The sequence below is a fragment of the Paenibacillus xylanexedens genome (assembly GCF_017874615.1).
In the GTDB taxonomy this organism is placed as follows: Bacteria; Bacillota; Bacilli; order Paenibacillales; family Paenibacillaceae; genus Paenibacillus; species Paenibacillus xylanexedens.
Genome location: NZ_JAGIKV010000003.1, coordinates 60,040 through 85,765, shown reverse-complemented (window position 1 = coordinate 85,765; position 25,726 = coordinate 60,040). Strand labels below are relative to the sequence as shown.

At 45.4% G+C, this 25,726-nt stretch carries 26 protein-coding genes; 4 read left to right on the top strand and 22 right to left on the bottom strand.

Annotated features, from left to right (window positions below; genetic code table 11):
* Positions 1–68: 68 nt before the first annotated feature.
* Positions 69–1,199: an NADH-dependent flavin oxidoreductase gene (locus tag J2Z28_RS04880; RefSeq protein WP_211081426.1), complete on the bottom strand. Its 1,131-nt coding sequence runs from the start codon at positions 1,197–1,199 to the stop codon at positions 69–71.
* Positions 1,200–1,386: 187 nt separating this feature from the next.
* Positions 1,387–2,064, bottom strand: coding sequence for an SOS response-associated peptidase (locus J2Z28_RS04875; RefSeq protein ID WP_211081425.1), 678 nt, complete (start codon positions 2,062–2,064; stop codon positions 1,387–1,389).
* A 228-nt stretch (positions 2,065–2,292) separates the two neighbouring features.
* Between J2Z28_RS04875 and J2Z28_RS04870 the strand changes: the two genes are divergently transcribed.
* The gene (locus J2Z28_RS04870) at positions 2,293–2,814 is read left to right on the top strand and encodes a zinc metalloprotease (protein ID WP_211081424.1); all 522 of its coding nucleotides are present in this window, start codon (positions 2,293–2,295) and stop codon (positions 2,812–2,814) included.
* Between the two features lie 44 nt (positions 2,815–2,858).
* Positions 2,859–3,530: a hypothetical protein gene (locus J2Z28_RS04865; RefSeq protein ID WP_211081423.1), complete on the top strand. Its 672-nt coding sequence runs from the start codon at positions 2,859–2,861 to the stop codon at positions 3,528–3,530.
* A 138-nt stretch (positions 3,531–3,668) separates the two neighbouring features.
* Here J2Z28_RS04865 and J2Z28_RS04860 read toward each other — a convergent pair whose 3' ends face one another.
* The 10 genes from J2Z28_RS04860 to J2Z28_RS04815 form a co-directional block, all read right to left on the bottom strand.
* Entirely contained in the window at positions 3,669–5,579 is a 1,911-nt protein-coding gene (locus J2Z28_RS04860) for an AraC family transcriptional regulator (RefSeq protein WP_211081422.1), read from the bottom strand.
* A gap of 236 nt (positions 5,580–5,815) precedes the next feature.
* Positions 5,816–6,904: a peptide-methionine (R)-S-oxide reductase MsrB gene (gene msrB / locus J2Z28_RS04855; protein ID WP_211081421.1), complete on the bottom strand. Its 1,089-nt coding sequence runs from the start codon at positions 6,902–6,904 to the stop codon at positions 5,816–5,818.
* Between the two features lie 16 nt (positions 6,905–6,920).
* Positions 6,921–7,490, bottom strand: a complete 570-nt coding sequence (locus tag J2Z28_RS04850) for a redoxin family protein (protein WP_211081420.1) — start codon at positions 7,488–7,490, stop codon at positions 6,921–6,923.
* Positions 7,491–7,508: 18 nt separating this feature from the next.
* On the bottom strand, positions 7,509–8,234 hold the full coding sequence (locus J2Z28_RS04845; RefSeq protein WP_342357477.1) for a cytochrome c biogenesis CcdA family protein: 726 nt from the start codon (positions 8,232–8,234) through the stop codon (positions 7,509–7,511).
* A 34-nt stretch (positions 8,235–8,268) separates the two neighbouring features.
* Positions 8,269–9,309: a sensor histidine kinase gene (locus J2Z28_RS04840; RefSeq protein ID WP_017688949.1), complete on the bottom strand. Its 1,041-nt coding sequence runs from the start codon at positions 9,307–9,309 to the stop codon at positions 8,269–8,271.
* On the bottom strand, positions 9,306–10,010 hold the full coding sequence (locus J2Z28_RS04835; protein ID WP_074094715.1) for a response regulator transcription factor: 705 nt from the start codon (positions 10,008–10,010) through the stop codon (positions 9,306–9,308). The genes J2Z28_RS04840 and J2Z28_RS04835 overlap by 4 nt, the downstream gene beginning before the upstream one ends.
* A gap of 77 nt (positions 10,011–10,087) precedes the next feature.
* The gene (locus J2Z28_RS04830; RefSeq protein WP_211081418.1) at positions 10,088–10,621 is read right to left on the bottom strand and encodes a hypothetical protein; all 534 of its coding nucleotides are present in this window, start codon (positions 10,619–10,621) and stop codon (positions 10,088–10,090) included.
* Between the two features lie 166 nt (positions 10,622–10,787).
* Complete coding sequence (locus J2Z28_RS04825) at positions 10,788–13,337, bottom strand: beta-mannosidase (RefSeq protein WP_211081417.1); 2,550 nt, start codon at positions 13,335–13,337, stop codon at positions 10,788–10,790.
* Between the two features lie 247 nt (positions 13,338–13,584).
* A complete protein-coding gene (locus J2Z28_RS04820) occupies positions 13,585–14,616 on the bottom strand; it encodes a LacI family DNA-binding transcriptional regulator (protein ID WP_211081416.1) in 1,032 nt (343 codons plus the stop codon).
* 189 nt (positions 14,617–14,805) lie between these two features.
* Entirely contained in the window at positions 14,806–15,753 is a 948-nt protein-coding gene (locus tag J2Z28_RS04815) for a DMT family transporter (protein WP_211081415.1), read from the bottom strand.
* 165 nt (positions 15,754–15,918) lie between these two features.
* On the opposite strand from J2Z28_RS04815, the gene J2Z28_RS04810 reads away from it, so the two are divergent.
* Positions 15,919–16,794 (top strand): LysR family transcriptional regulator, encoded by an 876-nt coding sequence (locus tag J2Z28_RS04810; RefSeq protein WP_211081414.1) that lies wholly within the window; start codon positions 15,919–15,921, stop codon positions 16,792–16,794.
* Between the two features lie 40 nt (positions 16,795–16,834).
* Here the strand turns inward: J2Z28_RS04810 and J2Z28_RS04805 are convergent, their stop codons facing one another.
* The 5 genes from J2Z28_RS04805 to J2Z28_RS04785 all read right to left on the bottom strand — a co-directional run bounded on the left by J2Z28_RS04805 (position 16,835) and on the right by J2Z28_RS04785 (position 20,299).
* Positions 16,835–17,041, bottom strand: a complete 207-nt coding sequence (locus J2Z28_RS04805) for a hypothetical protein (protein ID WP_211081413.1) — start codon at positions 17,039–17,041, stop codon at positions 16,835–16,837.
* 32 nt (positions 17,042–17,073) lie between these two features.
* A complete protein-coding gene (locus J2Z28_RS04800; protein WP_211081412.1) occupies positions 17,074–17,556 on the bottom strand; it encodes a tetratricopeptide repeat protein in 483 nt (160 codons plus the stop codon).
* A gap of 195 nt (positions 17,557–17,751) precedes the next feature.
* Positions 17,752–18,609, bottom strand: coding sequence for a heme o synthase (gene cyoE / locus J2Z28_RS04795; RefSeq protein ID WP_047842615.1), 858 nt, complete (start codon positions 18,607–18,609; stop codon positions 17,752–17,754).
* A gap of 157 nt (positions 18,610–18,766) precedes the next feature.
* A complete protein-coding gene (locus tag J2Z28_RS04790; protein WP_036609022.1) occupies positions 18,767–19,333 on the bottom strand; it encodes a hypothetical protein in 567 nt (188 codons plus the stop codon).
* Between the two features lie 612 nt (positions 19,334–19,945).
* The gene (locus J2Z28_RS04785; RefSeq protein ID WP_211081411.1) at positions 19,946–20,299 is read right to left on the bottom strand and encodes a DUF3243 domain-containing protein; all 354 of its coding nucleotides are present in this window, start codon (positions 20,297–20,299) and stop codon (positions 19,946–19,948) included.
* Positions 20,300–20,543: 244 nt separating this feature from the next.
* On the opposite strand from J2Z28_RS04785, the gene J2Z28_RS04780 reads away from it, so the two are divergent.
* On the top strand, positions 20,544–20,759 hold the full coding sequence (locus J2Z28_RS04780) for a hypothetical protein (RefSeq protein ID WP_036670540.1): 216 nt from the start codon (positions 20,544–20,546) through the stop codon (positions 20,757–20,759).
* Positions 20,760–20,875: 116 nt separating this feature from the next.
* Here the strand turns inward: J2Z28_RS04780 and J2Z28_RS04775 are convergent, their stop codons facing one another.
* The 5 genes from J2Z28_RS04775 to J2Z28_RS04755 all read right to left on the bottom strand — a co-directional run bounded on the left by J2Z28_RS04775 (position 20,876) and on the right by J2Z28_RS04755 (position 25,701).
* Entirely contained in the window at positions 20,876–21,793 is a 918-nt protein-coding gene (locus J2Z28_RS04775) for an NAD(P)/FAD-dependent oxidoreductase (protein ID WP_211081410.1), read from the bottom strand.
* A 181-nt stretch (positions 21,794–21,974) separates the two neighbouring features.
* Positions 21,975–23,606, bottom strand: coding sequence for an S-layer homology domain-containing protein (locus J2Z28_RS04770; RefSeq protein ID WP_342357473.1), 1,632 nt, complete (start codon positions 23,604–23,606; stop codon positions 21,975–21,977).
* A 94-nt stretch (positions 23,607–23,700) separates the two neighbouring features.
* The gene (locus J2Z28_RS04765; protein WP_211081409.1) at positions 23,701–24,300 is read right to left on the bottom strand and encodes a nitroreductase family protein; all 600 of its coding nucleotides are present in this window, start codon (positions 24,298–24,300) and stop codon (positions 23,701–23,703) included.
* 146 nt (positions 24,301–24,446) lie between these two features.
* Positions 24,447–24,701, bottom strand: coding sequence for a hypothetical protein (locus J2Z28_RS04760; RefSeq protein ID WP_211081408.1), 255 nt, complete (start codon positions 24,699–24,701; stop codon positions 24,447–24,449).
* Positions 24,702–24,837: 136 nt separating this feature from the next.
* Positions 24,838–25,701: an AraC family transcriptional regulator gene (locus tag J2Z28_RS04755; protein ID WP_036609035.1), complete on the bottom strand. Its 864-nt coding sequence runs from the start codon at positions 25,699–25,701 to the stop codon at positions 24,838–24,840.
* Positions 25,702–25,726: the final 25 nt, after the last annotated feature.

Below are 25,726 nucleotides of genomic sequence, written 5' to 3'. Positions count from 1 at the left end.
AGGAGAATTTGGACCATGTGCAAAAAGAGGGAGCTTTCGCCCCCTCCATTCCAGTTCTGAAGTGTATCTTATTTATCTTCTGCCATAGGGAACCAGCCCGGTGTGTGGATGATTGCATTCCACAACCCGTCAGGGATAACCAGACGTTCCTGATCCGATTTGGTCAGAATCGTCTCAATATCTTCTTCCCGTCCGCTCTCGATTTTCTCAACCCAATCCGGTTCTATAATCAGCTCACGTCCAATGGCTAGCAGAGGTACTCCCGTTTGGAGCGCCTCTACAGCCTGATCAGCCGTATGAATCGAACCTACGCCGATCACAGGCAATTTGCCGTTCACACGATCCAGGATGAATTCCATTCTCGAACGCGTGTCTGCTTCGCCACGTCTTGGCTTGGACCAGAACTCGTTCACAGAGACATGAAGGTAATCCAAGTTTTTATCTTTCAGCGCATCCACTAGTAGGTACGTATCTTCCATTGTGAGTCCCGGTGTTTCCGGTTCTTCCGGAGAGAAACGGTAACCAATGATGAACGGCAGTTTGGTATGTTCGGCAACCACTTTCTGAATCTCATCCACTACAGCAAGTGGGAATGTCAGACGTTTCTCTACACTTCCGCCCCAACGATCTTCACGTCGGTTGGAATGCGGGGAGAAGAATTGCTGAATCAGATAACCATTAGCACCGTGAATCTCAACACCATCAAATCCGGCTTCGATTGCACGACGTGTCGCTTCACCAAAGTCTTTGATAATCGAAGTAATCTCGGCATCCGTCAATTCTCTGGGTTCAGGAGATCCTGGACGCTCACTTGCAACCGCACTAGGAGCAACCACTTGACCCGCAGGTACAGCTTGTTCAGGCGTCAGACGGCCCGCATGGAAAATTTGCAATACAGCTACGGAGCCTTGTTGTTTAATGGTCTCAGCCAATTTTTTCAGACCAGGAATGAAGCGGTCGTCATAAACACCAAATTGAGCTGGGAAACCAATGCCTGTCTCTGTTACATGCCCTACAGCCGTAATTGACATGCCCGCACCACCGGTGCGACGTGCATAATAAGCAAGTTCAGCGTCGGATATTGTACCATCAGCATTCGAGGACATATGAGTCATGGGAGCGAGCACGATTCGGTTTTTCAGTGTAATGCCAGTCGGTAGTGAAACTTGTTCAAACATCTGGTTAAACTTTGGATTCATTCGTGGTTCCCTCCTGATACTAAATATCTCTTTTAATAGATATATGAATATATGCGTTCACTTACTGTAATGATTATAGTTACGTTTCGCTGCAATTGCAACTTTTCATTTTCAGAAAGGAAAAAAAGAGCAGAGTGTCTCCAGACTCTCAGCCCTCTTCATTTTCTTCACATCATCCAAAAGATACTCAGAAACTCCGAACGTAAGCCAGCTTCTGATCCATCTCTTCTACGCATTCGTAACAATCGTGTTCATCGTTAGCGACCATTGGGGTGACTGGATACAGATTCATCTCTGTACTGTTATACGATTTCAATAGCGGTAACAACTGAGTCACCCGTGTATTAGCCGGGTCCAGCCAGGTGTTGATCTCTTCTTCGGAAAGAATGGCTGGCATTTTACTGCCAAATTCGCGTGTAACCATATTGGCGCCTGTCATAAGCATCGTGCAGGTACGAAGCGGCTCTTTCCGTGTATCTCTCCACACCTCGTATAACCCGGCAATTCCGAACAGACCGCGATCCGGCATGACAACACGAACTGCATAACTTTTTTTGCCCTCTTGCCGCCAGTAATACAATCCATTGCAGGGAATGACGCAGCGCTTGGTCTCTACCAGTTTGTAATAGGAAGGATTCTCATGTACCGTCATGAGATTTGCGTTAACGGCATCACGACCCCAGAATGGAATGAACCCCCACCGGAACTCATCCAATACACGCTCACCATCCTGATGCAAAATAATCGGCGTATGCTGGGTTGGGCTGATATTGTATCGGTTTTTGTAATAATACATCACTCGTTGAACCTTGAAATGATCTCTGACTTCGTCCAAATCGGCTGCCAATGAAAAACGGTTGCACATGCTCAAGCACTACCTTTCCCTGTGAGAAGTTGAACGTATTGTTTGTTATTTCAGGGAAATTATGCATGCATATCGAACAGAAAATGACTTATTTTGACACCATTAGGGTCGGATCAAGATATATTTCATGTTTTTCACGACAAAAATAACGACCTCGGACTCATTTCAACTCCAATATTACTTGTTACTATAATAGAGAATAAAATACATTTATTGGAGGTTTTAAGTATGAAAAGGAAGTTTTTAATGAGCATCATGTTGTTCTCAGCGATTGCGATGTTTGGCAGTACCATCTATGCGGCAACCTTTCTGACCTACGGTTATGCCGGCACCACCATCCCCATTCGTACGTATAATTACGCCTCCGCATGGCAGACTCCCATGGACGCTTCCCTTACCAAGTGGAACAATGCAGGTGCCAAAGTTAAATTCACCAAAACAAGTAACTCCCCAAACACCATCACCGCAGGAAACTTCAATAATACAGCATATGGTGTCAACTACGCCTCCGTCTCCGGCAGTCAAGTCGTAAGCTTCCGCATTGAACTCAATACATCCACGATCACCCCTGACGCAACCAACTTATCCAACTTCATTCAAAGCGTATTTGTCCACGAACTCGGACACTCCATCTGGCTCGGTGACAATCCAACAACAAGCAGTCCTTCCATTATGTCTTACTCCCGTAACCGCAATTCCATGACCCAACCCCAAACTTTTGATATCAATAACGTAAAATCCAAGTACTAATCCGCTACGAACTTATCCCAAAAATCCAAGGAGGATTCCTGTCCATGAACAAAAATCGAGTATTAACGCTGCTTCTCTCTTCCATTTTCATTTTATCTGCTGCTGGATGTTCTTCTGTTACACCTACCGCGTCCCCATCCGATGCACCCATGACCATTATTGCTTCTGAAGATTACCCGAGTTATGGCAGCATTGGCGACCTGTCCGAGAGAGCAAATGCCATTGTAAAAGGTAGTGTTGTTGAGACTCGTGTGGAAGCTTTAAACGATATTGTACAAGTTACTGATGCTGCCAATGAAAACGAGTTAAACCCTGCGTCCGATCCGGGCGGAGAGCCAGCTTCTTTTGACAAAATCTATACGATCCACACGATTCAGGTCGCTGAATCCTATAAAGGCGGTTACACTGCCGGGGAAAAACTTGAAGTGAAGCAACTTGGCGGACAACTTGGCAACACCGAGATTATTAATGATGACAACCTCAAGCTGATTCCTACCAAAGACTATGTACTCTTCCTGGAAACGTATGAAGACACCCCTGCCAGCCTGCTCAACTCCGTTCAAAGTCTCTACGTGATCAAACCTGCCGCCAAGTCGAATCAGCCAGGTCAGCAACAATCACAGTCAGAAGACATTGTGAGCGCAAACCCCGAGAATGACCTCACACTGCAACTGGAGGATCTGCAAGAAATTCAGAACGAACAAAAGAGCGAATAAACTCTTATACGGTAATCACACCACACTGTTATTTCATCTCCGTACAGGCAGATAATCCCCTCCTACTGTTCAGTCATACATACGAATATGAAAACCGTGCTGCTCAGCAAACTGGGTAGCACGGTTTTTTGAAGTTCCTTATTTAGACGGTGTATTAAGTCCAATAATCCATTCAGCCAGATCCTGTGTCTGTTTCAACAAGGCGATAGGGTCACGGAACCAGGATTGTTCTTCCGTCCATATGTACACATTTCCATTTTTGATTGCAGGTAATGAACCCCAGATCGGATCTGCCTGAAGGTCTTTCAACTGAGACTTGCTGGTCAGCACAATGTAATCTCCGGCATATTTGGAGAGCAGTTCTATAGAGAATTCATGATAGGCGCCCTGCATCAACTCGGATGGAATGTTCTTTGGTGCTTGCAAACCAAGCAATTCGTAGATGTTACGCCCTCCCCGGCCCGACTGATTGCCAAAAATGAAGACTTGGCGATCATATTCCTGCATAACGGAGAATGTAGCATCAGCTGGAACAACACTCTGCACCTCCTGCTTGATTTTGGCAATCTCCTCATCAAAATCAGCCAGCCACTTCTCTGCTTCCGTTTCTTTGCCAAGGACTTTACCGAAATAGTTTACTTCGTCCTTCAGTGTCGGAAAAGTGATGGATGCGATCGAAACGGTTGGAGCAATCTTGCTATATTTCTCATAAGCCGCCTTGTCCGGATTCAATGTAATAATAAGATCAGGTTCCAGCTCCATCAATTGTTCAACGGAATCTCCTATGGTTTCAAGACCATCCAAGTGGCCTTCGAGATAAGGGCTGTTCATCAGAAATTGGCCTCCACCAATCGGTTTGACACCAAGAGCAAGCACCGTTCCCAGATAATCTATGGCAGCAACTCGCTCCGGATGTGCAGGAATCTCTACCTCACCAAAGGTCGTATTTACCATTTGGGTTTCCACGACTGCCGGTTGTTCTGGTTCAGCCGCAACTTCGGATGTTTCTGCCCCCTGCTGGGCTGTTCCACAAGCACTCAATGTGAGTACAAGCGCAAGCGACATAATCGCTGATTTAAAATGGTTAAACATGTTGATTTCCTCATCTCTCGTATATTGATAATGATTATCATCATCAATTAAAGGATAACGTTCCTCTCCTCCTGTTACAATGGATTCATTTGTTGCATTTAATGTACTTTTTGAAACTAATTTCGAGTTTCCCTGCTGCTTCAATCGATATTGTCCCGGTGTGATACCAGTCTCTTTTTTGAATATACGATTGAAATAAAACGGGTCCATATAACCCACATACGCAGCAATCTCCTGTAATGAAGCTTCTGTAGACGCAAGCAGACTCCTTGCCTCACCCATTCGTAACCGAATCACATATTCTGTCGGTGTACATCCCGTCTGTTCCTTGAATTTGCGTGATAAATATTGCGGACTGTAACTCAAGGACTGGGCAAGCGAATCAAGTGAGATCGATTCCCGGTAATGAGCTTTGATATATCGCAAAACCTGATCGGTAAGCGAAGGCTGTTGAACTTCGTTAAATATGCGACTCCGCTGTAACAATACAAGCTGTACCAGTTGAAAAAAATACACTTTGACCTGAATTTTGCCCACTCGCTCCTGCCCTGACCAGCATTCATGTATATTCCGCACAAGCTCACGTAGCTCAAGTGTATGATCAGGCACTGTCGCCCAGGACTCTTCAAACGGATTACGCTGGTTCAACATCATTCGGTACTCCACAAGCACGTTGGAGGGCAAGGTTGATTTGTACAAAATCAGATGTACCTCCATAACCCCTGTCGCTTCAAGTGTCAGACGTCTTCCTTTTCCTCCATGCAGCAGCAAGAACTGGCTTGTCGTCCATACCTCTTCATCCAGCCAGACCTGCCCCCTGCCTTGAACATACACAAATGCACTGGTCGGTAACACATAATTGCGTATGAACTCGTGTGTTGCGAGTGATATAAGACGCACATCAAGCACGCGAACCTGTACCTGATCCCACAGCTTGATGTCATTCTGAATTCCCATATGAACTCCCTTTCCTAAGCGATCAAACACACACAATACCTTAGCATTGTGACTAAAAATCTACCTATAATTGATAATGATTATCAATTATAACAATGATGGAACCATCTTAGAAGCCTACCTCCGTTTTTGTTAGATGCCGAGAAATAAAAAACGGTCGAAATCCCTCATAGAGAGATCTCAACCGTTCTAAAATTATGGCCTTATTACCGTTTGATAAAGTCAGCTGCCCTTCTCTACTCGACAAATGACAATAAATACCCGTACCGTTCTTCCTCCATCTTGTCTAACGGAATAAACCGGATCGATGCACTGTTAATACAGTAACGTTTGCCGCCGCGATCTTCGGGACCATCATCGAACACATGACCGAGGTGGATGTCACCTGCCCGGCTTCGTACCTCCGTGCGTTCCATCCCAAAGCTCGTATCCGTTGTATAGGTAACAACCTCAGGTACAATCGGCTTTGTAAAACTCGGCCACCCGCAACCGGAATCGTACTTATCCCGGCTGGTGAATAACGGCTCTCCCGTTGCAATATCCACATACAGACCGGGCTCCTCATTATCCCAGTATTCGTTACTGAACGCATGCTCCGTATCATTGTTTACCGTGACCGCATACTGTTCGTCTGTTAATCGTTCCTTTAATTGTTCATCTGTTGGACGTGGATATTGAGCGGGATCAATTCCAATCTCCAGGTCATCCAGGACAGTCATATCAATGTGACAATATCCGTTCGGATTTTTTTCCAAATAATCCTGATGGTACTCCTCCGCCAAATAATAATTCTGCAGAGGCATTACTTCCGTTACAATGGGTTGGTCATATTTTTCTTGCTCTGCCTCTACAGCCTGCTCGATAATTTTGACATCTTCAGGCAACGTATAATATATTCCAGTCCGATACTGAATGCCACGATCATTGCCCTGCTTATTCAAGCTCGTAGGATCAATAACTCGAAAATAAGATTCCAGCAATTTCTGCAAAGATACTTGCTGCGGATCATATTTTACATGAACAGTCTCCGCAAACCCCTGCTCCCCGCGAATAACATCCTCATAGGTTGGATTCTCTCCTTCACCGTTGGCATAACCGGAAGTCACATCCTGAACCCCCGGAATACGAGCCATATATGCCTCCACACCCCAGAAACAGCCTCCTGCCAAGTACAGGTTACTCAGGTTTTCCTCGGAGACACTCGATGCCTTGACAGGTTGAGTGGATATCGAAGATGAAGCTGAATGGCTCTCAGCCCTGTTTCCACAAGCAGACACAACTATCGCTATAACAAGGAGGCACAGGCCCATCAGCGTCCTTTTCATGACACTTCCTCCTTTCTCACAAAATCTCTTGTAATGATTCCATGATCTGTTCATTGGATGCATGCCCTGGCTGCGATTTCGTTAAAATACCATCAGAGCCAATATAAAAGGAACTAGGATATGCTCTTACGCCAAATTCCTTGGCCCATACACCTTTCTCATCCAAAAGAACAGTTATGTTATCATATGGCTGTTGTTCAAACCATTTGGTAAACGCTTGGGAGGATTTCTCTCCTTTGTAGTCTGGCGTCACAATCGTAATGACTTGAAAATCATTGTTTTGACCAGCCAGATTGTTCAGGTCTTCCAAACCCGCAAGGCAGATGGAACACCAGGAAGCCCAGTATTTCACATACACTTTCTTACCTTGAACATCAGAAAGTCCAACCGTGTTTCCTTTCAGATCACGCAATGAAAATTCAGGAGCCGTCTCTCCCTTGTTCATCATGGTTGACGAACTCATATCGGATGTTGATGATGACCCCGTTTGTTTTGATTCAGTTTGCTGTGATCCACATGCGCTCAAGATCGACAGGACTCCAGCAAATACGATTACAGATACCATCCATTTCCGTACCATCTTCATACCAAATTCCTCCAATGATTATTGAAACCAGGTCACCAAGCTGTTTAGTCGGTCTGTCATTAACAATAGTCCCATGACAATAAGAATACAGCCGGAAGTTATTTTGATGACACCCATGTACCTGTATAAACGACGTATCCGCTTCATAACATATTCCGAAAAAACGGACAGAATCAGAAAAGGAATCGCTAACCCAAGGGTATACAGGAACATGAGAAACCCGCCATACAGTGGAGAGCCTTCTCCTGCGGCGATACCCAGAATGGCCGCCAGCACAGGCCCGATACAAGGCGTCCAGCCAAAACTAAACGTCAGACCCAGCAGGAACGCTCCGACATACCCTCCTCGTCTGGCATGATCGTTTGACAGCTTTCTCTCCCGTTCCAGCCAGGATAGTCGGATCAACCCGGTTTGATAAATCCCAAAAAGCACCACGATGGCTCCGCAGATCGCAATAAACACAGGACTTGAGATCAAATTACCAACGATGCCGGAACCAAAACCGAGTAAAACAAATACCAGGGACAGCCCAAGAACAAATAAAAAAGTCCGCAAAACAAGTGTGGACCGCAACCGAACCGAATGGGTGTCGGACTGCTGCTGATTCGTACCGTTGACCATGCTTCCGGACAGATAAGACACGTATACCGGGATCAGCGGCAGAATACATGGCGCAAAAAACGATAACAATCCTGCACCAAAAACGCCGAAAAGGAATACTAAATCACTGGTCAAGTCATTCACCACCTGAATAAATACTACGCTTAATTAACCAAGGTTAACGACTGACGTAGATCGGAAGCGTGAACCAGAAGCAGCTTCCTTCTCCTTTTGTACTCTGAACCCCGATCTCGCCACCATGGAGTTCCACAATCGATTGAGCGATGGCAAGGCCAAGCCCGGCCCCACCATTACTCTTGCTACGTGATTTGTCAATTCGATAAAAACGTTCAAATATACGCGAAGTTTCCTCAGCTTCAATGCCTTCCCCTTCATCCGTAACTGAAATTCGTATAAACGGCCCCTTCTCTTCGGCAGCCAGAATGATTTTTCCTTCAATAGGAGAGTATTGAATGGCATTTTGCAGCAAATTGGAAAGGACCCGCTTCATTTGTGCAGGCATCATGACCGCGGCTGGTAATTTATCGGGCAAATCGATTTCAACGTTCAGCGTTTTCTCGGCGAGATGAAACGAAAAACTCTCCAACGTACTGAGCAGCAACTCATCAACGTGACAAGGCTGAGGGTCAAATACCTCCCCTTGCGCTTCCAGGCTGGATAATTCGAACAAATCTTGAATAAGCCCTCCCAAACGCTTCGTTTCAAGTCGTATCGTGTTCAGGTAACGTTGAAAGGTTTCTTTATCCTTAATGACATCATCCTCCAACGCTTCGACGAATGACTGAATGGATGCCAAGGGAGTCCGTAAATCATGGGAAACATTGGCGATCAACTCTCGTCTGGCAGTTTCTGAGTGATGCAGATGATCAAAGCTTTCCTTCAGCTTGGAACTCATTTCATTAAATTGCTGTGCCAGGAGCTTAAATTCCTGCGTACCGATGAGAGGGACTTCCGTATGGAAATCCCCTTCGGCAATTCGTATCGTCTGCTGTGTAATTCGCGCAATTGATTTCTCTAATGGCTTAGTCAGCAAATATTGAAGAATAAACGAAAGTAAGCCTACCCCTGCCGTTATAGCCGATAACCAATACAATTGTTCGATCGTAAGCAGCATTTTGGAATAACTGATGAACAAACAAATTAATAATACGCCAATGCCTGTGAGACTGGACAACACCAAGTATGTGCGAAGTTTCATGAACTGCCACCCGCAAACTTGTAGCCTATACCCCAAACTGTTTTAATATATTTTGGATCAGAAGGATTCTGTTCGATCTTCTCTCGTAATCTCCGAACATGTACAGTCACCGTTGTTGTATCTCCCTCATAGCTAAAATCCCAAATCTTGCTTAACATCTGGTTACGGGAGAACACCTGACCCGGGTGACTTGCCAGCAAATACAACATCTCAAACTCTGTAACGGTCAATTCAATGGCCTGCCCGCTGATGTGCACTTCACGCTTGGTAAAATCAATGGTAAGCCCTTCATAATTGATCGTATATTCAGATGTTGTTACAGGTGATGCCTGCGCAGTTCGCATTCTCCGCAGGATTGCCTTCACACGCAAAACGAGTTCTCTTGGACTGAATGGTTTGGTCAGATAATCATCCGCCCCCATCGTCAGTCCCATCAGACGGTCCTGTTCCTCACCACGGGCCGTCAGCATTACAATGGGTACATCCTCAGTTTGCCGAATCTCGTTGCAAACTTCCCAGCCATTCTTATGTGGCATCATCAGGTCGAGCACAATCAAGCTTGGCGTTTGGCTGTGCCACAGCTCAATAGCCTCCAAACCGTCCTTAGCCGTCACGACAAGATAACCTTCCCGTTCCAGATACCTGCGACAAACGTCCGTAATATTTGTATCATCATCAGCAACAAGTACACATTCATTCAAACGAACCCACCCCATATTCCAGAAAATACATTTGAGCCAATCATATCATATGGTGATGGCGATGCTTAGCCCTTAAATTACTTCATTCCCATGGCGGGCATCATGTATTGTTTAATTACAGACTCAGCCGCATACGAATTCCCTTCATGGATGACAGGCATCGATTTCAAGTTAACTTGCATACCGTCTACCATAATTTTTTTCGATCCAATCCACAATTTAATCGTTTTCCCCGCAGGCATCATCGTTTCTTCCATCATCATGTCATCTTTCATCATTTTGTCGTCTTTCATCATCTTGTCATCTTTCATCTTCATGTCGTCTTCCATCATTTTGTCGTCTTTCATCATCATGTCATCTTCCATCATTTTGTCGTCTTTCATCATCTGGTCGTCCATTTTGCCCATATACATCAAAGTTACAGATCTGTCCTTGCTGTCCCACATAATGCTGTAATCATACATTTTCGCCGCCTGTCTCAATTGAACAAGATCCATGCCATCCTTTTTAATCGTTTTCATATCTGCAGCACTTGCCAATCCAGAAAAGGCCATAGACATCATCAATACCGCTGCTACCATCGCTTTTTTGCTCTTATTTGTTTTCATCATTCTTATCACTCTCCATTCGTTTATTACTTACATGGATTACAATAAGCAAGACAGCTTACGATTCTCTAAGCGAAGTATTACGAAACCATTACGATATATAAATGAGGTCAGTTTTCAATAAAAAAACGGTTGAATTCTCTCTTATGAGAGACTCCAACCGTTTCTTCTAGGTCAAACGAATAAAATCAATCATGGATCGAACCTCGATCGGTCCCGGATTTGATATCACATCATTAGACTGCAATCCCTCTCTGGAAGTGAACTGCACCTTCACCGGAATGCCAGGAATCAAGTCGAAGAAGTTATCTGAGAAGACACCCTCCACATCCGAAGATAGCCATACCTGTTTAGCAAGCACGTCACTTTCCAGTACCAGATGAACGCCGTTCTCATCCGCTCCTCCGCTTACATTGATGTTTGCAGGCTGCAGAGCAAGGTCTTTGGACGGTACAAAATAGTGTTCCTGTACGATATTCGCAGCACCTTCCTGTTTCAGATCCAGGCGCAGCAGCGTGTTAGCTGTATCATGACCTTCAAGCCATTCCACGTTACGTAATGACAGCACTCGATCACCTGTATTAGGTGCCAAGGTCACGTCATGTGTTTCATCACGATGCACCGTTCCATCGAACCCGAGCAAACGAATCTGTAACTGCCCTTTAACAGGTTGTAATTGATCCGAGATGATATATATATCTGTTGTATCTTCTTTTGTTCCATCTACCGATACCAACACATCGCTGAAGCTGCGTTTCGCATAATATTGCAATGCTTTCCAGCGACCAAGGTAGTCCATACCTGCCCATGAAGCCACCGGCCAACAGTCATTCATTTGCCAGTAAAGTGTGCCCATGCAGAATGGTTTGCGGCGACGGTGCGCTTCAATGGCTGTCTTCATCGCTTCCGCTTGAAGCACCTGGCTCATATACAGGAACGATGGGAAGTCCTTCGATTCATGCATGTACATATCCATGTACTGTTTGATCAGACGATTGCCTGCTCCATTCTTTTGATGAGCCAGCATGACTTCCGACTCCAGAGCCAGATCTTCTTCTTCCGCGTAAGTGCGTACTGACTTGTACTCCGGGAAAGACTGGAATCCGTATTCACTCATGAAACGACCCACATGCACGTTGTAGTTCTCGAACGGTTCTACATTGTGCCACACGCCCCAGTAGTGGATATCCCCTTCAGCTGTAGATGGGTGCGCATGTTGCGTCTCATCCCCTGTCAGTGATACCAGTGGTGAGGAAGGCCAGTAATCCACACCTGGCGAATACGCTTCAACCACTTCTGGCAGCAAATCATGGAAGATGGCTTCGTAATCGGCCCAGATGCTCTCACGCTGCTCGGCAGTAAATTCCTTTTTCCAACCCCAGCCACCATTCTCAACATAGTGAGCCCAAGCCGAATCAATCTCGTTATTCCCACACCAGAGTGCAATACTTGGATGGTTGCGCAGACGTTTCACATTATCAATCGCCTCATGTCTCACACTGTTCAGGAACGCTTCATCTCCTGGATACATGCTGCATGCAAACATGAAGTCTTGCCATACCAGGATTCCGTATTCATCACACAGTTCGTAGAACACTTCCTGCTCATAGATTCCGCCACCCCACACGCGTAGCATATTCATATTAGACTCGGCTGCGGATACGATCTCATGACGATAACGTTCATGAGTAATTTCAGTGATGAAGCTATCATTTGGAATGTGATTGGCCCCTTTGGCAAAGACCGCAACACCATTTAGTTCAAAGTAAAAGGATGCTCCTGCTTCATCTTTGTCACGTACCAGCCGAATGGAACGAAGCCCAGTCTTCACTGTAGATTCAGCCACAGCTCGCTCACCTTGAAGCACTTCGGTAAGGAAGTTGTACATATGCGGATCACCAAGTCCACGGCTCCACCACAGTTTCGGTTCATCAATAGAGATTGGAATCTCCACAGTCTGAGTTCCGGGTTGTAGTGATACGGATCTTTCCCATCTCTGTCCATCTGCGCCGATACGAATAATCGTATCTACCGCTTGTGATGTCTCGACTTCCACAACAGCAGTTAATGAAGCTGAGGTAGCGCTTACTTCATTTTGCTGGATATACACATCATTGATTCGTACCTGTGTCCAACCTTCAAGACGTGCTTCACGCCAGATCCCACTGGTTACAAAACGCGGACCCCAGTCCCAACCATAGTGATACGGGGCTTTACGTGCAAAAATACTTACTCTCTTGTCGCCAAGTCCGCCAACATCGGACTGATCATTCGATGCAGGTAATGCATATCCGAGCTTCTCAAGCTTAGGCAGATCTTCCTGAATTGGCGACCGAAAACGTATTCGAAGAATGTTGCCGTTCCCCTTCAATACAGACTTTACATCTGCCTTCCATACCCGGAACATATTATCTGCTGATAACACATGCACCTCATTCACATACACATCAGCATATGTATCCAGACCATCAAACACCAGTTCCAGATGTTCCTGCGAGAACAACGTTTCGGCAACGTCAAATTCCGTCTGATATTCCCAATCTATCTTATCAATCCATTGTACTTCCTTCTCGTTTGTTCCATAAAAAGGATCTGGAATCTTACCCAGCTTCAGCAAATCTGTATGCACACAGCCGGGCACCTGAGCCGGCATCCACTCTTGATCTTCGCAAGCCTTGAACGTCCAATTCTGAAAAACATGTGATTGTATTGTGCTCATGACAGCCTCCATTGTTGTTAGAGTTGGTAAATATTATTTTGTTAGGTTTTGTTATTATAAAAACAAATAACTTACAAAACAAAATTAACACGATATGCTTCTTATAGTCAATCTGTTTTGTGATTTAATTTGTTAAACAATCTCTGCATAACAAAAAGACATGAAGCTCTAACCTCTCCATGTCTTTCACCTGATTTCATTTACCCGTATGATCATTGTTAAAATGAGCCCGTAAATTCATATCCCATTACAGTATACTGGCGTTATATTCATCACGAATAATTAATTCCGAATAGATCAGCTTGCGTTCATAAGGTTCATCCAGGTGTTTGATCCGCCACAATAGCTGATCTACTGCTCTCGTTCCCAGATTCTCTTTGTTAATATGTACCGAAGCAAGAATGGGTTCATCCGTCTGCGTATTGTCAAATCCGGTTACGGCACAACGTTCGGGCACCTGAATGCCTCGACTTTGGAGTGCCTGAATGACAATAACAGCTGTATGGTCATTTGCACACACGATAACTTCAGGGATATCCTCCAGCTCCATTTCAGCAATGGATCTCCGGATCTGATCATACTCGGGTCCCAGCAAGCCTTCTTGTTGTTCCCCTTCCAACTGTTTCTCTTCCAGCACCATACGATATCCAAGCCAGCGTTCTCTAAAACTTGCTGCATCGGGCAGTTGTCCGGCAAACTGGAACCTTCTATACCCTTTACCAACGAGCATGAGAACCAGTTCTTTCATACATTTCATATTGTCCGTAAAAACCGAGTCTGCGTATATGGCAGGGTCTTCATGATCTACCATGACAAGCGGAATACGCAGTCTGTAAATCTCCAGCAATACCGATGTCGAGATGGTGCCCACGGTTATGACTCCGCTGATTGCTTCGGGATTAAGGACCGAGAACATCCGATCTGAAGAGGGTTCTGTCAGCGTTAAAATATCCATCCCCTTCTCATTCAACCTCTCAGAAATGCCATCAAACACAGGCCCCCAGTATAAGGAAGCTCGATTCTGAGAACGAATGTTGGGAAACAAAATCAATATGGTGCCTTGTCGCTCCGCTTCTGGCTTCATCTCCGTTGATATCTGTGTCTCCCCCGGATAACGCTTAGGCTCAGTTCTGAAATACCCAAGCTGCCCCGCCGTTCTAACAATCATCTCGCGTGTATGCTCACTCACACCAGGCTTGCCTGTCAGCGCACGGGAGACTGCGAATTTGGACACCCCCGCAGCATCCGCAATTTGCTGCATCGTTACTCTTTTGGCCATCCTACTCACCCGTTTTTCCTAATTTTCCATTCAGTGTAGCATAAAAAACAAAAATCAACAAAACAAGGTTATGTTATTCTGTTTTTGTTAGGTAGTTGTTTATCTGTTTCACAAGGTGTGCGACATAACCAAAAAAGGCCCTCTCCCCACCTTCCATAGAAGATGACGAAAGGACCCTTTGTCCGCCAATTATACGCCTGGTGCTCCCTGATCGCCGAGTTCCGACTGTAAAACCGAGCGTTTTCTGCGCCAGAAGATTGGCTGTGGAAGTTTGATCTCTGTGATCAGAACACCAACCAACATCAAAGCTGCTCCTGCATATCCTTGCAACGTTAGCGATTCCCCTTGAAAGGTAAATGCAAAGGCTGCCGCAAACAGTGGTTCGAGTGAAAAAATCAGACTTGTTCTTGTGGGAGAGGCATGGCGCTGCGCGAGTGTCTGCAGAATGTACCCCAAGCCGCTACACAAAACACCTAAGCCAAGAATGGCTGCCCAGGATTCAGCCGTATCGGGCATACGTGGCGTTTCTAGCATAAATGTAGCTGCAATTCCCCACACCGCTGCAACACCCAATTGAACTGTCCCCAATGTTAGTGGATCATGCTTCGGTGTGAACTTGCCAGCAATCATTATATAGATGGCATACACAAGTGCTGCTAGTATGCAGAGAATATCCCCCGTGTGCAGACTAAGCTGATGCTGAAGCGTCAGCAAGCCAAGCCCGGTAACGGCAACCAGGATACTGAGTGTCAATCGTTTATCCGGCATACGACGATGCTGGATCGTCGTCAGGATCGGTACAAAAATAACGGCCAAACTTATTAGGAATCCCGCTTGGGATGTCGTGGTTCGTTGCACACCATAGGTGATGAACACAAATGCAGCGAATAAAGCTGTCCCCATAATAGCGCCTGCCACAAGTGTTCTGCGATCCATGTTAAACAACCGCCGATGAAAAAGAAGTCCTGCCGCAATAAAGGCAATTCCAAAACGAAATGCGACCAGATTCAATTCTTGCATGGACTCCAGACCCGATTTCATAAACAGATAGGAAGATCCCCATATAACCGTTGCGAGCAGCATCTGTATGTCCGCTCTTCTTGTTGTCTGACCTTGATTAACCTGTACACCATTCATCTTGCTTCAACCTTCATTCTATGTATTCTGATCTGTGTGATCGTGCGTCAAACTAACTCGCCTTGGCAAGTATAAACGATCTCTTTGCATTATAAAAATGAATATTTATAATGGATTATATGAAATAAATTCATGCATCAAAAATGGGAAGGAACGGAACCATTCATGTCACTGATCAAATACGAAATATTGAATACCGTTGTGGAATATGGCAGTCTCACCAAAGCGGCAGAAGCGTTGAACATCACCCAATCCGCAGTCAGCCATGCCATCGCCAGTCTGGAGACAGAATGTGGTTTTTCCCTGCTCCATCGCAGCCGCTCCGGTGTGCGGGTTACCGCTGAAGGGGAACGCATTCTGGGATACACACGTGAGATTCTGCGCTGGACGGAACTGATGAACCAGGAAATCTCCCTCATTCGCGGCGCGGAGATTGGTACGGTGCGTATTGGTACCTTCGCAAGTGTCTCCACACAATGGTTGCCGGGCATCCTGAAACAATTTCGTCTGCGTCATCCCGGAATTGAGATCAAGCTGTGGGAGGGCGATTATGCTGAGATTGAGGGCTGGTTGGCTGGAGGTGCCATCGATCTCGGATTTCTGTCCCTCGGCGATTCATCACCTTTTGAGACGATCCCATTGCAAAAAGACAGGATGATGTGTATCCTGCCTCTGGATCATCCTCTCGCCTCAGAGGAGTCTGTTTCGTTTGATATTCTGTTGGAGCAACCCTTTATTCTGCCCAAGTGGGGCGGAGATAACGAGATTGAACGACTGATCCGGCAGCATGCGGCCAAGCTTAATGTCGTCTATGAAGTAGCCGAAGATCAAGCCATCATGGCGATGGTCCGTAATGGACTCGGCATCAGCCTGCTTCCGGAAATGGTTCTTCAAAATCATACCGATTCACTCGCGCTCGTGCCACTCACTGGAGATCCTTATCGTACGATTGGCATGGCCTGCCCGTCTTTGGGCAATCTATCGCCCGCTACGCGGCGGTTCATTGAAGAGGTGCAACAGTGGCTCGGCCAGGCTATGTAACTTTGGAGAACTCACTACCTGTAGCCATGATCGACTTTTTCTATCCGTTACTCACGTTACTCACAAATTGTATAACACCGAGGGTCAGCAGCAGTACAAATATAACAGCAATCGTGATGCCAAAACCAATTAGGAAGCGCATGCCAGGTGAGCGTTTGTTCTGCTGGTTATGTCCCAGGCTATCCAGCTTCTGCTCAATTTGATCCAACCTTTCATTTACCTGTTTCAGATCTTGATTGGAGTTCATTCATCCATCTCTCCCTTTTCTGTGTTTTCGATCTATTCCCACACCCGATCGAGCTGATCTGCGTAGTAACGGATTGCTCTGTTATAGTCATTGATTCTCTTGTCACTTGATGTGTCCGCAAGTTGCACGAGCAGTCGTTGCATCGCTTCTGCATGTTCACCCAGATTGTAGAGCACCATGGCATAAAAAACTTCAAATTCCCGGTACGCCGGGAATTCTGTCAAGCCCGTTTCAAACCAAGCCTTTGCCTGCTCATACTGTCCAAGCGTTCGATATGTACTGCCTAGTCCGAGTATTGCACCTGCCCTGTCCTCGCCAGAAAGTCCAAGACTCAGTGCCTTCTCATAATGCGGAACAGCTTCCCGCTCCAATCCAAGCGAATCATGTGCCCAAGCCAGCTGATACCAGACATTGGCATTCTCGGGTTCCTGGACTGTAATCTCTTGCAGTAGTTCAATCGCTTCCTGCACCTTGCCTTCTTGTCTCCATCCCACGGCCTGTTCCAAATTACTCATGCTGTCACTTCCCATCTTGCATTATAAATTCCACTTATATGATTCAATTGTTTTATTATACCAAAAAAACACACTGGAGAATATGTTGTAACAACTCAAGGTTGTCCAAACGCTATTCCATCGTGTGCTTTTTCATTCGATGCAGCCAGCTAGTTTAAGCTGAAATCTCTCTGAAAATTTCTGTTCATCGTCTAATTATGACCATACCGTATTCGCTACCATAACAATAAAGACGAGCATCAGATAGTTCACCGAGATCAGAAAGTTCACTTTTGCCCATTTCTCATCATCCTGTGTCTTCAGTCCGCTAAGTGTATGCACGAACCAGATCAGTCCACCGACCAGAGATACAATCAGAAATACCAGACCTACGTAGTCGTAATAATACAACAGGAATACAGCAGGAAGCAGCAGAAAAACATAAGGAATCATCTGAAACTTGGTGCGCTTCACCCCTTTAACCACTGGCAACAACGGGAAGCCAGCAGCACGATACTCCTCTACCCGGCGAATACCCAATGACCAGAAGTGTGGTGGTTGCCACAAGAATAATAGTGCAAACAGCAACCAGGCACCTGCATCAATTTCATTGGTTACAGACGTATAACCGATGACAGGCGGCATCGCTCCGGCAATTCCACCCAGCGACGTGCTCCACGTTGAACTGCGTTTCAACCACATCGTGTAAATCACAATGTAAGCGAACCATCCAAGCAGTGCCATCCACCCTGATAACGGATTCACCAGGAGATACAGTACTGCTAGTCCCACAACACCAAGGATAATGCCATAGCCAAGTACAAACCCTGGCTTCAGATGGTTAATGTAATCCATCCTTTTTTTGGTGCGCTCCATCTTTTGGTCCAATTCACGATCCCAATAATTGTTGATAACACAAGCTGAAGCAATAACCAAAGTTGATCCAATCACGACCATGAGCAGAGATAACCAGTTGATATCCCATTTTGAAGCTACCCAGAATCCTACCGCCACCGCAAACACATTTAACCTTAGAAGTCCGGGCTTAGTTAATGCAATCATGTCTTTAAGCATGAGGCTCCTCCTGAACTATGTAAAAACGCCATTCCAATAATGATACATGTACCTACCATTAATTACAATCGCTTTCATGAATTTGTCATAACCAAAAAGCATCCCTCACCGTTCCAATGAACAGGAGGAATGCTTGGATGATGAATTTCATCTTATTTTATGGGATGTATTGTTGCACAATTTTAGTAACTTTTCCGTCCTGCACCGTCAGATGATACGGGAATACGGACAGATCAAGAATACGGGTATTCTCATACAACGATTCGAACTTGGATAATGTCACAGGTTCATTCCACTGAATGTCTGCGCCCTGCATCGTACCATCCCGATCATACAACTGCATCAATACTTCAGCATTGGCACTTACCTCAACCTGCTCCTGCTCTTTGCTGTCATTGACAATATAGTAACCATCTGGAGCACCGTCTATACCAGCTTCCGGATTACGCTGTGCAAAAATCGCATCGGCTTCTTCACCCTGATACCAGCCAATCTTGTCTACTGTCATAAACAATTTGCCGTCTTCTATATGCATACCTTCAACATAGGCTGTAAACATCTCGGAGTTTGCAACTTGAGCTTCTTTCGCAGAAGGTTGTTGAGCGTCCGTACTACCTTGAGCATTCGCAGGGGTAAGTAAATATGTAGTCAGCACAATCATACCAAGTAAAGCAACAACTGCACCGATCATTCCTAGTTTCCATTGTTTTGTCGCGTTCTTCATAGGTAACATCTCTCCTTAATATGAACGTTACTATTCCTTAACCGGAAGTCTTGCTTCTCAAACGCTCATGTGAACTATCGATTCCAACGTTCTTTCTTTTCCTATCATACTTGGAACAGGGATTATAAAAGTATCAGCCAGATTAAAAATAGTTACAATGTGCGTCATCACTCCTTTCTGTAGTCTCCGTAAACGGCAATAACCCCTGAAGGCATCGCCATTTAGAGGTTATTTACTAGGGTCTGTCTTTTAAACTCAGTCAAGTGATACGTTGAAGGATGTCTGTGTCCAGATAACTAAAGAATCGAGGACATCTTATTTGGCCATCTGGCGCCCCTTTTATTTTGTAAGGAACATGAGACACGTTATTTGCCACCCCCCCCTGAAAATACGCTATTAACGGCTGTTTATACCAATATAACGTGTGTCAGATTCCTTAGATTGCTGCGGGACTTTCAAACCCTTGAATAAGACGTCACAGGTTCGTTAGCGCTCCCCGCTCTATGCCCTGCTCCAGACACGTTCAGAGTTACGCTCCAGCTTTTGGCAGGTTTTTGGCAGGTTTGAAGACCTGCTCAAAGTATTTCTTATGCTTACGCATAGACGCTAATCTTAATGATTTGGTGTGGAGCTTTGTGCCAAACGAACGAGCATATGAGCCAGCATGTGACGTTCATCTTCCTTGCCAACATTCCACAGCTCCTGCAGCAGTTTTTCTTCACGATTACGGGGTTCCTCCCGAGCTGCCAGATAATCCGCTACTTTCTCGGCAATTTTGGCCATCTGCTCCTCACTTAGTCCAATCGATTCTCCCATGGCAATTCGCTTACCCAGGTATTCTTTGAACGCATCAAAGTTCTGTAAAATCTGTTCTCTTTCTTCCGGCGCAATCTTCTCAATTGCATTGTCCACCTTGTCAGTTGATACTCGGCCATCTTTATGGATTACATGATTTTCTTCATTCATTTGAATAACCTCCTCCATAATAGTTGTTTATTGGTTTCAAGCTTTAAACTTAATACTCAGGTTATCTATAATATAAACGTATTGCTGAAGTTTAATCAGTACGTTCAATTCTGTATATATCTTCTATATATGAGCAAGTACACGTTTCAAAAGAACTACAGCGGTTAATCGTTTACATATACGTAACGGTGTTTGGATATGTTAATGAACACCTTATACAATATCGAACCAGGAGGGATTTCCCATGCGTGATAAAACCAAACATGAGAAGACAAACGATGAACTTGAACCAGGAGTGAATACCGTTATCCATCCAGACAAAAATAATCCCGGACCAACCGATATGATCGAAGGCGTGGTTGGTGATATCGTGGACAACATTCGCAAAGATTTCTCACATAACTCGAAGGACAAGAGTTCTTCTTCCAAGTCAACGGATTCATCGGATAAACAAGCGTAATCCTTTTCTCCCTAGCAAAAGATAGCTCAAAAAGTCCTCCTGCCACATGCATGGCTTGGGAGGACTTTTTTGGTAATGAACAATGGAATAATCAACCTCATAGTTGGAGGTGAAATTCATCGTGAATCCTTGGTCATCTGCTGTAACGCCTTATGAATCCAGATCGCGGCAATGGAACCTTCACCCATCGCAACGGTTGCTTGTTCTGCGTGCAGGCCCAGATCCCCGGCAATCCACACATTAGTCGCTGCCTGCAAGCTGCGCGGATCGGCTTCCACATGTTTATTATCTGCGATTACAGCTCCAAGTTGCTCCGCCAGTTCATAGTGTACCCGGTTGCCTCCAAATGCGATAAATCCACGCTCCGACTCAAAAATCTGTCCATCTTCGGTCAGAACACCAGTGATATGGCCGTCCTCGATCTGCTGTACTTCCTGAACCGCTGCTTCCAGATAACGAACGCCCGCCTCTTTCATGCTGCGATGAAGCTCTGCAGATATGGGCGCCTGCTCATGATTGATATATAACAGATCATTCGTACGTTGAATTAAAATCATCGCCATATTGGCACCTGCTTCACCAGATCCCAACAGAACTGTACGTTGATCCTGGATCTCATAGCCGTCGCAATCAGGGCAGACATAGACCGTTCGGCCAAGCGTAGGGGTTAATCCCGGAATGTCCGGAACTCTATCCGAGAGCCCTGTTGCTAGTAGCACGGTTTTACTCCTATATTCAGATCCGGAAGTACCGAATAATTGAATCTTCTCACCCTGACGGCCCGCTTTAACGATACGGTCTTTCTCAAAAGATACACCGGTTCGTTCTGCCTGCAACCTGCCTCGGTCACGGAGTTCTTCACCGGACACCCCATCGGGGAACCCAAGAATATTATGATACGTCCGACACAACGTCGATCTGCCCTCTCCCGCATCGATCACCAACACCTGATGGGCCGAATAACGTCCAAGCTGAATGGCTGCCTGAAGCCCTGCGAGCCCTCCACCTACGATTATGCAATCAACCTCTCGCATGCTCCTTCTCCTCCTGAACTTCCATTTATCTAATTTAATTAAACAGTTTGTCCTTATATACATTAAACCGTTCAGTCAAACTTAACGCGTCCTCTTATTGCTTATCTTATACCAAAATAAACAGACCCAAACCATCCGCTGGAATCACGGTGAGTTTGGGTCTATAAGATTTATGATTGCCTTAGAAGTTATAAGATTCAAATCGCGAAGCATTTGAGATGGCGTTCCATACATCCGCTGTTTCGCCGCCCATATACCAGTAAGCCAGTCCAGCGATTTGCCGTTGCTCACTCATTAACACTTTGGCTGATAAAGAACGACTGTCCTCTGCCCATATATATCTTGGCTTACCGTTATTGTTGTACCCGATAATATATTGAACCAGACTTGCATCCCATCGTCTTACAGATCCCGTAGCATGCGCACGCATTCCCTGGTCTGAAAGTGTAATGTCCCAAGAACTGGTTGCTGGATTCAGGGAAGACCAGTCTCGTGTATACAATGGAAGGGCCAAAATTGTTTTGGCACGTACCACCTCGGAGAGCATGGTATCCAAAGCCTTTTCCACCCATGAAAGAGACGCCACTGATCCTGCTTTCGGATCACCGTACCAGTGTTCCTCGTATCCCATCAGCACCATATAATCCGATACAGCGCCCAGTTTGGCATAATCAAATGCATCCGTCCAATCAGTACCCAGGTCTGGAGAAACGTCCACGGACACCACAGCACCAAGTGCGTGCAACGTAGCCGTCAAAGAGGTCACAAATGTCGTTAGCCCTTCACGATCCGCTGGATCAACATTCTCGAAGTCCACATTAATGCCGTCCAGTTTATAGGTTTTGACATAAGCAGCTACCTGTGAGATCACTGCCGCTCGGTTGGCCGAACTGGATAACATCTGATGTGTAATTGCCGAATCCGAACGATTACCAAGCAATGGCCATAGCTGCCTGTCGGTGGCGGATGCCCAGGAGATCAATGCAGGGTCCGCGTGATCTGTTACTTTCATACTGCTGTTCAGGAAAAACCAGCGTGGGACGAGCGTATTGACCTCAGATTGTTCCACTTGCTTCTTGAATTCAGCTGTAGTGGAGTTATATTGCCAGCCCAGCTGAACGCCAAGTTCATCCCCACGTTGTAACTGCTCAGACCATGTTTTCTTTTGTAAAATGGCATCGAGCATTACGGCTGCTTCTTCTCGCGTTACCTCGCCATGTGGTCGGAACACGCCTCCGCTTCCCCGCATTAGTCCAAGTTGATATACCGTCTGAACATAAGGACGTGCCCAATCCGAGATATCCGCTGCGTCAAAATACGTCGAAGATAAGAGTGATGTCTCTACGGGTTGTTGTTTTAACATTCGAACAAGAAGGGCAGCCGCTTCTTCACGCGTAATGGAAGCATTAGGTTGGAACGTTCCCTGACCCTTACCCTCCAAAATAAAAAGATTCGTCATGGCGGCAACATTGCCGTAATACCAAGCATTCATGCTTATATCCTGATAGGGATTTATATTATTTTTTACGGGCTTCAAACCTAGCAATCTCACTGCAAACGTCGCAAATTCTGCACGAGTAACGGCTTTCTTCGGTTCAAACGTAGTCTCTGACGTACCGGCAGCAATGCCTTTGTCCACCAGATGTGTAATGGCATCCTTGGCATAACTGGTACGCGTATCCTGAAACTGTTGCTGGACTGTTGCAGCCTGAACGGTAGAGCTGTATCCAGCCACCGATCCAAGTGTTAATAACCCGCATAAAACCATTTTCCATATCCGTTGGTTCGTTATGTCTTTTAATCTATTATTCACATCAAAAAGCCTCGCTTCATTGGATTACGATCAACTATCATCGTATCAAATTGAAGCGAGGCCGTATGTGGTTAAATGTTGGGAAATGCGAAGCTTACTTGTGTACTTTTACGCGCTCTTCAATGGGTTGGAATTCTTTCTCACCCGGTGCTGACGTTGGTTTACCAAATGGCATTTGAGCGATCAATCTCCAGTTCTCAGGAATGCTCCATTCTTGCTTCACTTTCTCGTCAATCAACGGGTTGTAGTGCTGCAAAGATGCACCCAGACCTTCTTGTTCCAGAGCAGTCCAGATTACCAGTTGCAACATACCGTTGGATTGGTTAGCCCAGATTGGGAAGTTATCTGCATAAGCTGCAAAATTTTGTTGCAGCTGTGCGATCGCATTGTTATCTTCGAAGAAGAGAACCGTACCATATCCGCTGCGGAATCCAGTCATTTTTTCTGCTGTGGATTTGAAGGCTTCTTCATTACCTACCACTTCACGCAAAATTTCTTCTGTGTGATTCCACAATTTATCATGTTGTTCACCGAGCAAGACAACGGCACGGGATGTTTGTGAGTTAAAGGAAGTTGGTGTATATTTCACCGCTTCTTCTACGATTTCCTGGATTTTAGCATCCGAAATTGTAGATTCTTTGCTGATTCCATAATAAGATCTTCTGTTTTTCAATGCATCAAAAAAAGTTGTCATTCTTATTCGCCTCCAAAATTTTTTTCAATTGCCAACATAGTAACTATAATATAGTAACCTACATTAGTCAACAAACTAATTTATTTTCACTAAATATACATTCACCGAAAATAATTCAACAAGTTTGCCCAATACAGCAATTGGAATTATCCTTCGCCCGTCTTTTTGCGATAATCCGCCCGGTATTTCTCTTCCGTAGACGAGTTACTTTTTGTCTGATCTTTATTCTTCTCTTCCTGAGCTTCCATATTCAGATCTTCCATCGGAATTGGATCTACAGTCTGTTCTTCTTCATGTCGGTCAAGCAGACTTTCGTGCTCTGTCTTATATTGTTCAGGATTGTCATGGGATTGTTCCTGATGGGTATCGTTGTTATTCTGATCCGGTGTGCGCTGTTTCATTCATATTCGCCTCCTCTGGGTTCATTACCTTTCTTTACCTGTTCTGCGTGTCCTCTAAACACAGTGGTATGCATTCCTCAAACGAAAATCAACAAAAAAAGCCAACCAGACAAGCTGGTCAGCTCAAAGACAACTTCTATGATTGGCGATGCAATTGGGTACGGTACAGATCAGGCGAACATCCCACACTTTGTTTGAACATGCGACTAAAATGCGAAAGGCGTTTGAAACCGGACAATCGACTTGCTTCTGTCACGGTGATCTCAGGCTGAAACTGAAACAAAAGCTTCGCCTGATTGATACGGCGGTCATACAGGTATTTGAATATCGTCAAACCTGTCATTTCCTTAAACATGCCTGCCAGATATGGCTTGGACAGATGTAATTCCAGTGCCAGATCATCCAGACCAATGTCCTTCATATAATGGGTATCCACATAACGAATGATGTGTTGGACATGCCGCTCCCTCTCCGATGAAGGAAGTTGTTCCTGGACATCACCCTGGCAGATCTCTGCTACAAAATACAACAGATCACACAGTCTGACATTCATTCGCTCTTGCCTGAAATTGCTCTGACTTTGAGACAGACGATGAAGATCATGCAATAGAGCTTCGAATTCAGAGCGGTTATCTCCCTTCAGATTGACCCGACAGTTTCTGAGTTCTTCAAATGGTCTCAGGACCTCAGCCATACGGTCCGGATGCAGGCTGCTGCGGATTGCAGACGGATCAAAATGCAGTGTGCTTCGCTCATAAGCACTGCCTGGCTTCGGATGTGGTCGATGAAGGGTCAAGCCATGCATTAACACCAGATCACCCGGCTCCAGGTTATATACCCGGTCTCCTATGATATAGGTACATTCTCCATCATGAAAATAATAAATCTCATAATGTGGATGTGAATGGAATCCATCTGACTTGCCTGGGTTAAACGTGCTGGTGGATCGGTAACTATACTCCAGTGAAGCACTAAATTGCATCATACTCGGCACATTCATGCACCTCCTGTTCGGAAGAGGGAAA

Coding starts and splice junctions, on each gene's coding strand:
- msrB (WP_211081421.1), bottom strand. CDS start 6,904: ATGAAAAGGACGCTGATGGGCCTGTGCCTCCTTGTTATAGCGATAGTT.
- J2Z28_RS04865 (WP_211081423.1), top strand. CDS start 2,859: ATGAACAAAAATCGAGTATTAACGCTGCTTCTCTCTTCCATTTTCATT.
- J2Z28_RS04765 (WP_211081409.1), bottom strand. CDS start 24,300: ATGACAACTTTTTTTGATGCATTGAAAAACAGAAGATCTTATTATGGA.
- J2Z28_RS04875 (WP_211081425.1), bottom strand. CDS start 2,064: ATGTGCAACCGTTTTTCATTGGCAGCCGATTTGGACGAAGTCAGAGAT.
- J2Z28_RS04805 (WP_211081413.1), bottom strand. CDS start 17,041: ATGAACTCCAATCAAGATCTGAAACAGGTAAATGAAAGGTTGGATCAA.
- J2Z28_RS04880 (WP_211081426.1), bottom strand. CDS start 1,199: ATGAATCCAAAGTTTAACCAGATGTTTGAACAAGTTTCACTACCGACT.
- J2Z28_RS04815 (WP_211081415.1), bottom strand. CDS start 15,753: ATGAATGGTGTACAGGTTAATCAAGGTCAGACAACAAGAAGAGCGGAC.
- J2Z28_RS04825 (WP_211081417.1), bottom strand. CDS start 13,337: ATGAGCACAATACAATCACATGTTTTTCAGAATTGGACGTTCAAGGCT.
- J2Z28_RS04780 (WP_036670540.1), top strand. CDS start 20,544: ATGCGTGATAAAACCAAACATGAGAAGACAAACGATGAACTTGAACCA.
- J2Z28_RS04850 (WP_211081420.1), bottom strand. CDS start 7,490: ATGAAGATGGTACGGAAATGGATGGTATCTGTAATCGTATTTGCTGGA.
- J2Z28_RS04775 (WP_211081410.1), bottom strand. CDS start 21,793: ATGCGAGAGGTTGATTGCATAATCGTAGGTGGAGGGCTCGCAGGGCTT.
- J2Z28_RS04830 (WP_211081418.1), bottom strand. CDS start 10,621: ATGATGAAAACAAATAAGAGCAAAAAAGCGATGGTAGCAGCGGTATTG.
- J2Z28_RS04810 (WP_211081414.1), top strand. CDS start 15,919: ATGTCACTGATCAAATACGAAATATTGAATACCGTTGTGGAATATGGC.
- J2Z28_RS04870 (WP_211081424.1), top strand. CDS start 2,293: ATGAAAAGGAAGTTTTTAATGAGCATCATGTTGTTCTCAGCGATTGCG.
- J2Z28_RS04785 (WP_211081411.1), bottom strand. CDS start 20,299: ATGAATGAAGAAAATCATGTAATCCATAAAGATGGCCGAGTATCAACT.
- J2Z28_RS04760 (WP_211081408.1), bottom strand. CDS start 24,701: ATGAAACAGCGCACACCGGATCAGAATAACAACGATACCCATCAGGAA.
- J2Z28_RS04860 (WP_211081422.1), bottom strand. CDS start 5,579: ATGGGAATTCAGAATGACATCAAGCTGTGGGATCAGGTACAGGTTCGC.
- J2Z28_RS04755 (WP_036609035.1), bottom strand. CDS start 25,701: ATGAATGTGCCGAGTATGATGCAATTTAGTGCTTCACTGGAGTATAGT.
- J2Z28_RS04800 (WP_211081412.1), bottom strand. CDS start 17,556: ATGAGTAATTTGGAACAGGCCGTGGGATGGAGACAAGAAGGCAAGGTG.
- cyoE (WP_047842615.1), bottom strand. CDS start 18,609: ATGCTTAAAGACATGATTGCATTAACTAAGCCCGGACTTCTAAGGTTA.
- J2Z28_RS04840 (WP_017688949.1), bottom strand. CDS start 9,309: ATGAAACTTCGCACATACTTGGTGTTGTCCAGTCTCACAGGCATTGGC.
- J2Z28_RS04790 (WP_036609022.1), bottom strand. CDS start 19,333: ATGAAGAACGCGACAAAACAATGGAAACTAGGAATGATCGGTGCAGTT.
- J2Z28_RS04820 (WP_211081416.1), bottom strand. CDS start 14,616: ATGGCCAAAAGAGTAACGATGCAGCAAATTGCGGATGCTGCGGGGGTG.